Origin of the sequence: Paenibacillus hamazuiensis (assembly GCF_023276405.1) — a bacterium.
GTDB classification, from domain to species: Bacteria; Bacillota; Bacilli; order Paenibacillales; family NBRC-103111; genus Paenibacillus_AF; species Paenibacillus_AF hamazuiensis.
The window spans coordinates 4,152,833-4,165,734 of sequence record NZ_JALRMO010000001.1 but is presented as its reverse complement, the minus strand read 5'-3'; the positions used below and the strand labels follow the sequence as shown (position 1 = coordinate 4,165,734).

Annotated in this window: 9 protein-coding genes; 6 read left to right on the top strand and 3 right to left on the bottom strand. The window is 52.7% G+C overall.

The features are described from left to right. Positions 1-203 precede the first annotated feature (203 nt). From MYS68_RS18175 to MYS68_RS18150, 6 genes are all read left to right on the top strand, one after another. On the top strand, positions 204-3,218 hold the full coding sequence (locus MYS68_RS18175; protein ID WP_248927198.1) for a glycoside hydrolase family 2 TIM barrel-domain containing protein: 3,015 nt from the start codon (positions 204-206) through the stop codon (positions 3,216-3,218). Positions 3,219-3,340: 122 nt separating this feature from the next. Continuing rightward, positions 3,341-5,038: a sensor histidine kinase gene (locus MYS68_RS18170; RefSeq protein ID WP_248927197.1), complete on the top strand. Its 1,698-nt coding sequence runs from the start codon at positions 3,341-3,343 to the stop codon at positions 5,036-5,038. Beyond that, the gene (locus MYS68_RS18165; RefSeq protein WP_248927196.1) at positions 5,020-6,210 is read left to right on the top strand and encodes a response regulator transcription factor; all 1,191 of its coding nucleotides are present in this window, start codon (positions 5,020-5,022) and stop codon (positions 6,208-6,210) included. The genes MYS68_RS18170 and MYS68_RS18165 overlap by 19 nt, the downstream gene beginning before the upstream one ends. A 159-nt stretch (positions 6,211-6,369) precedes the next feature. After that, the gene (locus MYS68_RS18160) at positions 6,370-7,710 is read left to right on the top strand and encodes an ABC transporter substrate-binding protein (protein ID WP_248927195.1); all 1,341 of its coding nucleotides are present in this window, start codon (positions 6,370-6,372) and stop codon (positions 7,708-7,710) included. Positions 7,711-7,812: 102 nt separating this feature from the next. Then, complete coding sequence (locus MYS68_RS18155) at positions 7,813-8,697, top strand: carbohydrate ABC transporter permease (protein ID WP_248927194.1); 885 nt, start codon at positions 7,813-7,815, stop codon at positions 8,695-8,697. Positions 8,698-8,715: 18 nt separating this feature from the next. Beyond that, positions 8,716-9,582, top strand: coding sequence for a carbohydrate ABC transporter permease (locus MYS68_RS18150; RefSeq protein WP_248927193.1), 867 nt, complete (start codon positions 8,716-8,718; stop codon positions 9,580-9,582). Between the two features lie 122 nt (positions 9,583-9,704). Here MYS68_RS18150 and MYS68_RS18145 read toward each other — a convergent pair whose 3' ends face one another. The 3 genes from MYS68_RS18145 to MYS68_RS18135 are packed head-to-tail and all read right to left on the bottom strand — an operon-like array spanning position 9,705 to position 12,899. Then, positions 9,705-10,538: a carbohydrate ABC transporter permease gene (locus MYS68_RS18145; protein ID WP_248927192.1), complete on the bottom strand. Its 834-nt coding sequence runs from the start codon at positions 10,536-10,538 to the stop codon at positions 9,705-9,707. Between the two features lie 19 nt (positions 10,539-10,557). After that, positions 10,558-11,448, bottom strand: coding sequence for a carbohydrate ABC transporter permease (locus tag MYS68_RS18140; RefSeq protein WP_248927191.1), 891 nt, complete (start codon positions 11,446-11,448; stop codon positions 10,558-10,560). 17 nt (positions 11,449-11,465) lie between these two features. After that, positions 11,466-12,899, bottom strand: coding sequence for an ABC transporter substrate-binding protein (locus MYS68_RS18135; RefSeq protein WP_248927190.1), 1,434 nt, complete (start codon positions 12,897-12,899; stop codon positions 11,466-11,468). Positions 12,900-12,902 lie beyond the last annotated feature (3 nt).

Below are 12,902 nucleotides of genomic sequence, written 5' to 3'. Positions count from 1 at the left end.
TAAAAAAATGGCGTCATTCCGCTGAGGGATGGCGCTTTTTTTTTCAGCTGCATCCTATCGAACAAAACGACGACGGCTTCGAACAAAAGTGCAGCATGACCGCCATCCGCAATAAAAAAGCACTTAATCCAAACAAATGTCGGTCTGAAAACCTTTTCCGAACAAGTATAATAACAGCACCTTCATATTGAGGAGAGATTTACATGATATCGGTGGAAAAATATTGGGAAAATCTGAACGTCCTGCATGTGAACAGGGAGGCTCCCCGGGCGCATTACATTCCGTACTCCAGCGAAGCCGACGCATCGGCCGGCAAGCGCGGTCTCTCCCCGTATTATCAGACGCTGAACGGAAGCTGGAAATTCAAATATTACGCCAGCGTCAGGCTGGTGGAGGACGGATTTTACGAAGATAACGCCGAAGTCGGCGGCTGGGACGATCTGATTGTTCCGTCCTGCTGGCAGGTGAACGGCTACGATCAGTGCCATTACACGAATGTGAATTATCCGTTTCCTTGCGATCCGCCCTTCGTCCCTCAGCAAAATCCGGCCGGATTGTATGTAAGGGAATTCAACATCTCCGAGCAATGGGACGGAAAAGAGAAATATATCGTTTTTGAAGGAGTCAATTCCTGCTTTTACCTCTGGCTGAACGGCGCCTTTGTCGGCTACAGCCAAGGCAGCAGAGTGCCCGCCGAGTTTAACTTGACTCCCTATATCCGCAGCGGCAAAAACCGTTTGGCGGTGATGGTGCTGAAGTGGTGCGACGGGACATATTTGGAGGATCAGGATTTGTGGAGATTTTCCGGCATTTTCCGGGATGTCTACTTGCTTGCGAGAAGCCCCCGCCACGTCAGAGACGTGTTTAACCGTCAGGAGCTCTCCGCGGATTATGCGAAAGCATGGATCCGTTGCGAGATCGAAACGACCGGGTTATTGGATGTACAGGTGGAATTGAAGGACTCCCGTAACGGGACCGTCAGTATAGGGAAAGCGGAGATCGACGGAGCGGGCGCCGTGCGGCTCGAGGTCGATCGGCCGGCGCTTTGGAATGCCGAGAAGCCTGTTTTGTATCATTTATACATATCCGCCGGAGATGAAGTGCTGCGGTTTCAAGTCGGCTTCCGCAAGGTGGAAATCAAGGACGGGGTGTTTATGATCAACGGACAACCCGTAAAGCTGAAGGGTGTCAACCGCCACGATTCCCATCCGGAGCTTGGGCAGACGATACCGCTTCTTCATATGATCCGTGATTTGAAGCTGATGAAACAGCACAACGTCAATACGATTCGAACGTCGCATTATCCGAACGATCCCCGTTTTCTCGAGCTCTGCAACGAATACGGTTTTTATGTCATCGACGAAGCGGACCTGGAATGCCATGGCGTCCTTCATGCCGGCGATTATCATATGCTGTCGAAAAATCCGGCGTGGGAGTCCGCTTTTGTGGAGCGGGCTATCAGGATGGTGGAGCGGGATAAAAACCACCCTTCGATCATTATGTGGTCCATGGGGAACGAATCGGGTTATGACGCCAATCATATGGCGATGGCGAGGTGGACCAAAGCCCGCGACGCGTCGAGACCGGTTCATTACGAAGGCGTCGATCCGCGGCATAAAGGCAGTCCGGACACGGAAGTCATCGATGTGGAAGGCCGGATGTATTCCTCGCCGGAATATATCGAACAGTACGCAAAGGACCCGCGCAGCTTAAAGCCAATGTTTTTGTGCGAATACAGCCATGCGATGGGGAACGGCCCCGGCGATTTAAAGGATTATTGGGATGTGATTTACAAATACCCGAAGCTGATGGGCGGCTGTGTGTGGGAATGGTCGGATCACGGCATCAAAACGAAAACGGAGGCCGGAACCGAATATTTCGCCTACGGCGGCGATTTTGGCGATCAGCCGAACGACGGCAATTTCTGCATCGACGGGTTGGTCAGCCCGGACCGGGTGCCCCACAAGGGACTTCTCGAGCTGAAAAAAGTGATCGCTCCGGTGCGGTTTGAAGCGGTGGATGCCGCGGCCGGGATATTTCAAGTCACCAATTTGTACGATTTCTCCGATCTGTCGGAGCTGGTTCTAGTCTGGAAAATGGAAAAAGACGGCGCTGCCGTCGAGCAGGGGGAAGTTATCGATCTGCAGGTACCGCCGCACGAATCACGGGCGATTACGCTGCCGTACGCAGCGGAGCAATCGGAAGGGCGCCGCTTCGTCCATCTTTCCTGCCGGACAAAACGGGACAGCCGGTGGGCGGCAGCGGGGCATGAAATTACTTTCGAGCAGTTTGAGCTTCCGTCTGCGCCGATGCCTGCTGCTCCAATTCGGCGGAAGCTGCCCAAGATCCATGTGCAGCGCCAGGGTGAGCTTGTGATCGTCGAAGGCTTTGACTTCCGGCATGTGTTTGATTTGTATGACGGGACCTTCGTGAACATTTCCAAGCACGGCCTGGAGATGCTTCAAGCTCCGGCTTCTTTTACGATTTGGCGCGCGCCTACGGATAACGACCGGAAAATCAAGCTCAAATGGATGGAAGAAGGTTACGACAGAGCGCAGATGCGCGTTTACCGCGCGGAAATCGTGGAACAAACGGAGACGGCGCTTGACATCGAGGTTCATTTCTCCCTCGGCGGATATATCAAAATTCCGATTTTGCACGGAACAGCCCTTTGGAGAGTGGACGGATCGGGGGACATTTCGCTTAAGGTGAAGGTTCGCGTCCGGGAGGGGCTGGTGTTTTTGCCGCGCTTCGGTCTTCAGCTTGCCATGCCGAAAGGCATGGAAGAGGTGGAATATTTCGGCCTCGGACCGCATGAAAGCTACATCGACAAGCGCCACAGCGTGAAAAGAGGCAAGTATATCACGAGGGTGGATCGGATGATGGAAAATTATATCATGCCTCAGGAAACCGGCTCAAGGTACGGAACGGAATGGGCGATCGTCTCCAACGAGCAGGGGATGGGGCTGAAATTCAGCGCTCCGAATACTTTTTCTTTCAATGCGCTGCACTTTACTCCCGAGGACTTGACCGCCGCGACGCATAACTACGAATTGACCGCCGTTAAACGCGAGGAAACGATCGTTCACCTCGATTACAAAATGAGCGGCGTCGGGTCAAACTCGTGCGGACCGGAGCTTTTGCCGCAGTACCGTCTGGATGAAAAAGAGTTTGCATTTGAAATCGGCATCCAACCTATTTTTAATGAGGATGAATAAGGGCTCCACATTTGCGTCCCCTAAGCCGCCGCTTAGGGGACGTCCCCGTCCGCGGGGAATGTAGGATTATGTCGTTTTTTCGTGTATACTGTTAATAAATCAACGATAAGAAGGTTGAACCTATGGTCCACCGCGTGCTGCGATCCAGGGCGATGTCCCGCCTGCAAATAACGAAGAGCGTACACGCCAAGCTGGTTATGTTTTTTTTATGTGTGGCGATATTGCCTGTAGCCACGTTATGTTATTTCTCGTACAACAAATCGGCGCAAATCGTAAATTCGCAGTTCGGCAGTTATGGGATGTACGCCGTCGAGCAGTTAAAGCTTCATTTGGACACGAGCCTCAGGCAAATGGACAGCGTGACGGGATATATTCTCAACTACTTGATATCGTCGCCGATCGTCATTGAAAACGAGGCGCCGGGCACATACAGTCAGTTTTTGGAGGAGAAGAGCTTTAAACGGCTGCTGGCCTCTTTGGAGAACGCTAACATTTTAAGCGTGAACATCGTAACGACGTCCGGGAGGCTGATCGGCAACGACGCCATCAATCCGGACAAGCTGCTGAGTTCGTCTTTTTGGCATCGCGTTTCAGCGGGCGGAGGCAGGCAAGTGGTCATTCATAGGCCGGATTATTACAGCGCTTCGTCATCCGTAAACGAGGTCATCAGCCTGATCGTTCCGATTAAAAATCAGTTCGGTCTGCCGGCGGGCAGCAAAGTTTTGATCGATATGAAAGCGGATGCGATCATGAAGCTGGTACGCGACTTCGAAACGGATACCCGGTCGCATTTGCAAATCCGCAACCGGGATGGAGCCGTGCTGATTCAAACGTCCTCCGGATACGAGGCTTCCTCCAGCGATATCGTATGGTCGAAAAACCTGGAGACGGAAAACTGGGTGGTGGAGGCGAGAATCCCGTATCACGACTTCTACGAGTCCTCCGGCGTCATCCTGAAATATTCGCTGCGGATTGCGATTGTGGCGCTTATATTCGGGGCGTTGATCGGATGGTTTTTCTCGTTCCGGTTTACGAGACCGATTCAAAAGCTCACGCAATCCATACGCAGGTTCGGGGAAGGCGATCTGTCCATTCGGACCCCGGTTTATACGAAGGATGAATTAGGTTTTTTGAGCGAGTCGTTTAACCGGATGACCGGGCAAATCAGGGATCTTATCGAGGAAATCAGTCTCAAGGAGAAGCTGAAAAGCGAAGCCGAGTTGAAAACGCTTCACTATCAAATCAATCCCCATCTGCTGTTCAATACGCTCAATTCCATTCAATGGAAGGCGAGGCTGGCCGGACAGGACGATATTCAAAAAATGCTCCATCACCTGATCGCCGTATTGGAAGGGAGCTTCAACATTCAGCAGGTGCTGGTGCCTTTTCACAAGGAGCTGGAAGTTGCCCTGAACTATATGGAGATTCAGAGGTACCGGTACGGGGATGTATTCACCTATGCCGTGCAAGCCGAGGACCATTTGGCGGATTGCTTGATTCCGCGCATGGTTTTGCAGCCGCTGCTGGAAAACATTTTCTTCCACGGATTTGTTGACGGTAAAGGACATATCGACATCCGCATTACCGGCTCCGAACGGCTGATCCGGCTCGAGATTGCGGATAACGGCATGGGCATCAAACCCGAACATATGAAGTACATTGAGCAAGGTCAAAAAGTGCCCGGAAAAAAAGGAGGGCTCGGAATGCGGAATGTAGACGAGAGGTTCAAGCTGCATTTTGGAGACGGCTACGGGATAACGGTACAGTCGCAAAGAAATCAAGGCACGAAGGTGATTATGACATGGCCCAAAACGGTCTGAACGACAGCCTCATCAAAGTATTGATCGTCGACGACGAGCAGCTCGTACGAAAAGGGCTGCGCCTCACGGTGGACTGGGAGAAACACGGCATGGCCGTCGTGGCCGACGCTCCCAACGGCAGTCTGGGCTGGGAGAAGTTCCGGCAATTTTCGCCGCAGCTTGTAATCACCGACGTCGTCATGCCCGAGATGGACGGAGTCGAATTGGCCGCGAAAATCAAACAAGCGCGGCCCGGCACGAAAATATTGTTTTTAAGCTGCCATCGCGACTTTACCTACGCGGTGCAGGGCATCCAGGTGGGCATCTCGGATTATATCGTAAAAACGAGCCTTGACGATAAGGTTTTGGACGAGTGTCTGGAAAAAGTCAAAAAAGAGATTGTCGAGGAAATGAAGCGCGATGCCGCCGGCGGTCAAGCGGCTCAGCCTGAAGACGATGTGCTGGGCGACTGGCTTTGCGGCAGCTCGCCGGCGGCTTTGCAGCCGCTAAAACAGCGGCTCGAGAAAGAATGGAAGCCGCTGACGGCGGGCGCGTATGTCATTCATATTTACTCCGGCGCCCAGCCCGAAAGCAGTGTGCTGAATGCGGCTTCGCAGCGCATGGAGACCTCGTTCGGCCGGCAGGAGTTTGCCGCAGCCTCAAGCCTGCAAACCGGCTCGGTATTTTGGCTTTGCCGGCCGGAGACGCTTTATGTGGCGGACGAGGAGCTGGTGCGGATGAAAATGGCCGGGCCGGGAATCGTCTGGAGAAAATCGGGCATGGTGCAAAGTGCCGACCAGTGGCTTGCGGCCGTTCATCGTCTGCACAGGCTGAGGCTGATTGAAATGAATACCGTGCTGCAGGGAGATTCGCATAAAGAGGAGATTTTGCAGGCGATCGATTATATTGAGCAGCATTTGCACCTGGACTTAAGAGCGTCCGAGATTGCCGCCAAGATCGGAATGAGCCGCAGCTATTTCAGCACGATTTTTAAAGAGATGACGGGCGAAAGCCTGATATCGTTTATCTCCAAGCGCAAACTGGAACGGGCCCAACATTTGCTTCGGGCAACCTCGCTCAAGACGGAAGAGATCGCCGAAAAGGTCGGCATTTTCGACACCAAATATTTTTCCAAATGGTTCAAGAAATGCGCGGCACTGACGCCGGGACAATACCGTACGCAAACAAAATGACGATTCGTTCAAACAAATATACTGGGACGCCCGTGCCGGACGCGGCGTTCTTTTTGTTTCCGAATAAAAGTGCACCGATTCCAAACATCTGTCTGTGTGAAACCCCTTTCAACGGAGTTATGATGAAGGTGTAATCAAAAAAGGGAGGTTCAGAGATTCATGAGGAAAAAAGGTTGGTCCTTGGCGGTGGCGGCATGCATGTCGGCATCGCTCATCGTCAGCGCCTGCTCGAATTCGAATCCGGGCGAGGCGGGAAAAAGCAACGAAGGCTCGAAGCCGGCGGCTTCTTCGGAGAAGGTCAAGCTGGTGGTCTGGATTTGGGAATCGGCGAAGACGGGCCTGGATTTAAACATGGACGATTTTAAAAAGCAATATCCGAACATCGATATCGAATTTCAGCTTATGAAATCGACGGATTTGTACCAGAAGTACCTGGTTTCCTCCAACACCGGAGACGCGCTGCCGGATATCGTCGCGCTCGAATCGACGAATTTGTCGCAGATGGTGCAGATCGATTCCCTGCTCGATATCACATCCCGCGTACAGCCCTATAAAGACAAAATGAACGCCTACAAGTGGGAGGACGCCACCAAAGACGGCAAAATCTACGCGATGCCGTGGGACAGCGGCCCTGTCGTGATGTTTTACCGCAACGATATTTTCGCCAAAGCCGGCTTGCCGACGGACCCTCAGGAGGTTTCGCAAAAAATCCGCACCTGGGAAGATTATTACGAAGCCGCCAAGCTGATCAAGGAAAAAACCGGCGTGTTGATGTACGGCGATTCCAAAACGAACTCCAGCAACCGGATGTTCGAGTCCATGATGTGGCAGCGCGGGTTGTGGTATTTTGACAAGCAGGGGAATGTGACCGTCGACTCGCCGGAAGTGAAAAATGTAGCCGATTTTCTCGTCAAAATGCAAAAGGAAGGTTTGGTATACGATGCCCGCGCCAATACCGACCCATGGGGCAATGCGATCAAGGACGGCAAAATAGCCACGGTCGTAGGAGGCTCGTGGCATGACGCGATCATCGAAACCCAATATTCGCCGAACGATAAAGGCAAATGGTCGGTCGCGATGATGCCGAAATGGTCCAAAGACGATAAGTACACGGGAGCGAATCAAGGCGGTTCCAATATGGCCATCAACAAAAATTCCAAGCATCCGGAAGAGGCGTGGAAATTTATCGAGTTTATGTTGGGCAAGGAATCGTCGCAGGTAAAGATGATGACCAAGGCAGGACTGTTCCCGGCGCTTAGCACGGCTTACAGCGATCCGGCGATCAACGAGCCGTCCGCTTACTTTAACGGACAGCCGATTCGCAAAGTATACGCGGATTCGCTGAAGTCGACCTACCCGCTTGCCTACGGCTCGGACTTCCCGCTGGCCAACAAGCTGATGACGGACGTTTGGGCGCAAGTATTCCTGAATAACGCGCCGACGGACAAGGCCTTGAAATCGATGGCCGACGATCTTCGCCAAAAAACGAAGAGAAAGTAAACATCGTAAGTATTACCGGGCATCACTTCATTCGAGCGATTGCTGGAGGCAGCAGTTCATGGAGAATGCCCGGTTTTTTTGCCCGACAGGAGGAGAGACCGCATGAGAGCGTCGAGCTGGAAATGGCAGCTTAAATTTGCTCCGTACTTATATATTTCGCCTTATTTTTTATTGTTTTTGGTGTTTTCGCTATATCCGGCCTTCTACTCGGTATATATCAGCTTTACCGATTGGAACGGTTCCAAGGCCAAAGCCTTTATCGGCCTGGAAAACTACGCGGCGCTGTTTGCCGATTCCCGATTCTGGCTGTCGCTTTGGAACAGCGTGGTCATCTTTTTGTTATACGTGCCGTTGATGCTGTTTCTTGCGCTTGTTCTCGCCAGCTTGCTCAATGCGAATTGGATGGTAGGCAAAGGGTTTTTCCGGATGGCGCTGTTTGTTCCCAACTTCGTTTCCGTCGTGGCGGTGTCCTTCGTCTTTGTGCTCATCTTTAATACGCAGGACGGGCTGCTCAACAACGTGCTGAGGAATATCGGGTGGATCGGCCAGCCGATCCCCTGGCTGGAGTCCCCTTGGTATGCGAGAATTTCCGTGGCGTTGATGGTCTTGTACCGCTGGCTCGGCTACAACATGCTGCTTATGCTGACCGGGCTGCAGAGCATCCCGAAAGATTTGTACGAAGCGGCTTATGTGGACGGCGCCTCGAAGGTGAAAAGCTTTTTTCTGATTACGGTGCCGCTGGTCAAGCGCATTGCGCTGTTTTGCACGGTGTTATCGACGATAGGGACGTTTTCTTTGTTTACGGAGCCTTTTATCCTGACCAAGGGCGGACCGTTAAGCTCGACGTTAACGCCGGTGCTGATGCTGTACAGCGAAAGCTTCGAAGGTTTTCATTTCGGATACGGCTCCGCGATTGCCGTTTGTTTTTTCATTCTCATGATGTCGATTTCCTTCATCCAAATGCGATTGTTCGACGATAAACATTAAGGGAAGGCGGGAGCAGTTTTGGCCAGTACCGTACATTCTTCCAATGCGGCGCCGGGAACCGGCAGGGGAGCGCGCTGGCTGCCGGCGGCCGTTTTTTTGGGCTTGGTTGTCGTAGCCTTCTTCATGCTGGTTCCGCTCTTTTGGCTGCTTAGCTCGTCATTAAAGCAGATTAGCGAAATCTTCACAAATCCTCCGATCTGGATTCCCCGGACCTTGCAGTGGGGGAACTTCGCGGAGCTGTTTGTAAACCGCGGGTTCGGAACCATTGCCTGGAACAGTTTGCTGTTGTCCTCCGTTTTCACGGCAGCGGCGCTGCTGTTATGCGGCCTGGGGGGCTTTGCGTTCGCCAAATATCATTTTCGCGGCAAAAACGTGCTGTTTATGTTTGTGCTCGCTTCGCTGATGATTCCGCACGAAGCGACGATGATTCCGCTGTTCGTCATTTACAAGCAGCTTCATCTGATCGACAACATATGGGGCGTCATTCTCCCGGATCTGGCGAACGCCTTCGGCATCTTTTTCATGAGGCAGTATTGCGCGTCCCTTCCGGACGAAATGATGGAAGCCGCCAGAATCGACGGCTGCTCCGAATTCAAGCTGTTCCGCAAAATCATCCTGCCCAACTTGAAATCGGCGTTCGCCGCACTCGGGATTATTTTGTTTGTGAAGCAGTGGAACAACTTTTTATGGCCGGTCATCATCCTGCGCTCCAAGGAAAACATGACGCTCGCCGTTGCCCTGAAGGCGCTGGAGGACAGCAACAACACTCCGTACCATTTGATTATGGCCGGCTCCGTAATCAGCGTGGTTCCGCTTTTAATCATTGTACTCGTGTTCCAGAAGCAGCTGATTTCCGGCCTTACCGAAGGCTCCGTCAAAGGTTGAGCGAAGCGGGGGATCGGGAAGCGGACGCCGCAAACGGCAAAGATCGCCAAGACACCGCCTGTTTCGGCAGGGCGCCTGGCGATCTTTTTTGTGTTCCGACAACGGTTTGAACCTTCCGCCTCTTACCCCTTGGTTCCGCCCTGCAGGCCGAAGCCTTTGGACATAAATTGCTGGGACAGCATATAGAGCACGACCGACGGGATGGCATAAAGCACGGAAAATGCCGCCAATTTGCCGTAATCGACCATGCCGTATTGCCCGAAAAACTGATACAGCTTGAGCGCCGCCGGGAATTTCTCGGGCGTGTTCAAAAGAATATAAGGAACGAAGAAATTGCCCCAGCTTCCGGAAAACGTAAAGATGGCCACCGTACATATGCCCGGCACCATCAACGGCGCCACGATCTTGCGTATGCCGGTAAAGACGGAGGCCCCGTCGACCCAGGCGGCCTCCTCCATGTCGCTTGGCACCGAGTCCATAAAATTTTTGAGCATCCAGATGCCGTAGGGCATCGACGAGGCGACATGAAATAAAATTACGCCGGCGATATTGTCGTATAGCTTGATGCTCAGAAACAGCTGATACACCGGAACCATGACGGCCGTGATGGGCAGCGAAGTCATGAACAGGATGGTCAGCATAAACGGCTTCTTGTATTTCAGCTGATAACGCGATAAAGGATAAGCCGCAAGCAAACCCAAAAGAACGACGAGAGCGGCCTGGCCGAGCGACATGATCAAACCGATCAGAAACGCGCGCTGATTGGGCCGGCTGGCGATCACTTCCGCGTAGTTGTTGATCGTCACGGAGCCTGGCAGCTTAAGCGATTGCATCGCGTTGGGATCGACGGACGCAACAAGAACCCAGAGCAGCGGCAGCAGGAAACATATCCCGATGAACATAAGCATGGCGTAAGGCAGGATGCGGTAAATGATTTTACGCTGGTTCGCAGTCATACGTCGTCTCCTCGCAGTTTTACTCTTTCAAAGAGCGGATATAGAACAAGCTGAGCACAACGCCCATCAGCAGCAGCAGCAGCGATATCGCCGTACCGTACCCGAGCTGGTAATTGACAAACGCCTGGTTATACATAAAGATGGGCAGGGTAGTCGTTGCCGTTCCCGGGCCCCCGCCGGTCATCGCATAGATGAGTCCGAACACCCCCAACGTCTGCAGCGTAACGAGCATCATATTGGTCGTAATGGTTCCCTTGATATAAGGCAGGATGATGGTTGTTAAAATTTTCCATTTTGACGCCCCGTCCACCAGCGCCGCTTCTTCGATTTCCTGCGGCACATCGTCCAGCGCCGCCTGAAACACGAGCATGGAAAAGGCCGTGCCGTGCCAAATGTTGGCCAAAATAATCGTCAGCATGGGAACGGTATACAGCCAGGCGACCGTGTGTATGCCGAAAAAGGCAAGCAGTGCGTTCAGCGTGCCCTCATCGGCGAAAAAGCTGTACAGGCACAGCGCGCAAACGATTTCCGGCGTTACCCAGCCGGCCAAAACGACGGTTCCGATCGCCCTCCGAAACGTTTTGTTTTTATGCTTCATCAGGATGGCGATAATAAATCCGAGCACCTGTTGGCCGACGACGGCGGAGCCGAACAGAAAGACAAGCGTATTCCAGATGCTGATTTTCACGCTCGGGTCCGCAAACATGCGGATGTAATTGTCCAGGCCGACGAACTTGAGTTCCTTGGCGGATTCGCCGGTTAAAGCCAGGTTCGTGAACGAATAAAAAAACGTGAGCAGGATGGGATACACAAAAAAGACAAGCATGACGGCTACCGATGGAAATAAATAATAAATCCATGTCGGATGTTTTCTTTTTCCGGACGAAAGAGGGATTGCCGCACTACTCATTTATCGTGCTCCTTCCATTACTTCACGATGACGTTGTTTTCCCCGACAATTCTCGTGACGTCCTGCTGGTATTTTTTCTGCGCGTCGGCCGGGGATGTACCCGTCGCCACCGCTTCCACCATCGTCTGAATTTGCGTGGACACCTCGGGGTATTTGTCCCGGGCCGGTCTGAATTCGGCGTTTTGCAAATATTGCGTGGCAATATCGTTAAACGGCATTTTCGTATATTCCGGATCTTTTGCGACATCCGCACGGACCGTGATGTTGCCGGACGCAATGACGAGCTTTTTGGTGTTTTCTTTATTCAGCGCATACTTGATAAAATCCCACGCTTCGTCTTTATTTTTGGCATTGCTCGGAATCGACAGCGCCCAGCCGCCGGCCAGCGTAATCGACCCCGGAGCCTGCCCTTTGCTGGTCGGCATCGGGGCAAACCCTAAGACGTCCTTATATTCCGGCCACGGAGCCGCTCCGGTCGGCAAATAATTGCCCGTAATCCAGGAGCCGTCCAAGGAGATGGCCAGCTTGCCCTTCGGCAAATATTCGCGCGTGGCGGAGTTGCCGGCCTGCCCGTTCAACACTTTGGACAGCGGCGGACCGAGCTTCTCTTTGTTGACGGTATCCACGAAGGTAAGCGCATCCAATATGCCTTGGCTTTTCACGATCCATTTGGAGCTTGCATCGTCGAAGAGCCTTTCTCCCGTTCCGTAAAGCAGCATTTCGTAGGTTTGCATGGAGGTCGCTTCGCCGGTAGCTTTTCCCATGTTCATCCAAATCGGGACGACGTCGTTCGCCGCTTTTTGCTTGACCGTTCTCGCCGCATTCAGCACTTCGTCCCAGTTTTTCGGCTTCCAGTCTTCGGGAAGTCCGACTTGCTTGAAAATTTGCTTATTGTACCAAAGCCCCCTGGAGTCGGTGTTGTAAGGAACGCCGTATATTTTGCCGTCGCTCGCGGTAACCCCTTTTTTCATCGCTTCGATAAACGAACCGTTGCTCCAATCTTCCCAGCCTTTCAGCCTGTCGTCCAAAGGGGTGAGGAAGCCGGCGCTCGCATCGGAGTTGAGCATGAAGGTGTCTTCGGTGACGATATCCGGGGCCGTATCTTTCGATTTTAACGCCAGCGCGATTTTCGCAAAATAATCTCCCTCGGAAGCCTGGATGGGCGTCGGCTTAATTTCCACGTTTTTGTTCGGGTAGCTGGAAGAGACGGCTTTAATCCATTTGTAGAGCGTGCCGTTTTCGCCGGTGCCGTCGTCTCTGTACGTGATGGTGATCGTTTTCTTGGCCGTTTCGGCAGGCTGCGGCGCATCGCTTTTTTGGGGAGTCGGGGTTGCGCCGCCTCCGGGGGGCGGACTGGCGCTCGTCCCGCCGTTATTCGAACAACCGAACAACATGGACGCGCACAAAAAGCAAGCCGTGACGGTAAACATTTTTTTTTGGCTGGTAGCCATAGG

What these genes read in the sequence shown, in the direction of transcription:
- MYS68_RS18175 (WP_248927198.1), top strand. Translation starts at nt 204, where the DNA reads ATGATATCGGTGGAAAAATATTGGGAAAATCTGAACGTCCTGCATGTG.
- MYS68_RS18170 (WP_248927197.1), top strand. Translation starts at nt 3,341, where the DNA reads ATGGTCCACCGCGTGCTGCGATCCAGGGCGATGTCCCGCCTGCAAATA.
- MYS68_RS18165 (WP_248927196.1), top strand. Translation starts at nt 5,020, where the DNA reads ATGGCCCAAAACGGTCTGAACGACAGCCTCATCAAAGTATTGATCGTC.
- MYS68_RS18160 (WP_248927195.1), top strand. Translation starts at nt 6,370, where the DNA reads ATGAGGAAAAAAGGTTGGTCCTTGGCGGTGGCGGCATGCATGTCGGCA.
- MYS68_RS18155 (WP_248927194.1), top strand. Translation starts at nt 7,813, where the DNA reads ATGAGAGCGTCGAGCTGGAAATGGCAGCTTAAATTTGCTCCGTACTTA.
- MYS68_RS18145 (WP_248927192.1), bottom strand. Translation starts at nt 10,538, where the DNA reads ATGACTGCGAACCAGCGTAAAATCATTTACCGCATCCTGCCTTACGCC.
- MYS68_RS18140 (WP_248927191.1), bottom strand. Translation starts at nt 11,448, where the DNA reads ATGAGTAGTGCGGCAATCCCTCTTTCGTCCGGAAAAAGAAAACATCCG.
- MYS68_RS18135 (WP_248927190.1), bottom strand. Translation starts at nt 12,899, where the DNA reads ATGGCTACCAGCCAAAAAAAAATGTTTACCGTCACGGCTTGCTTTTTG.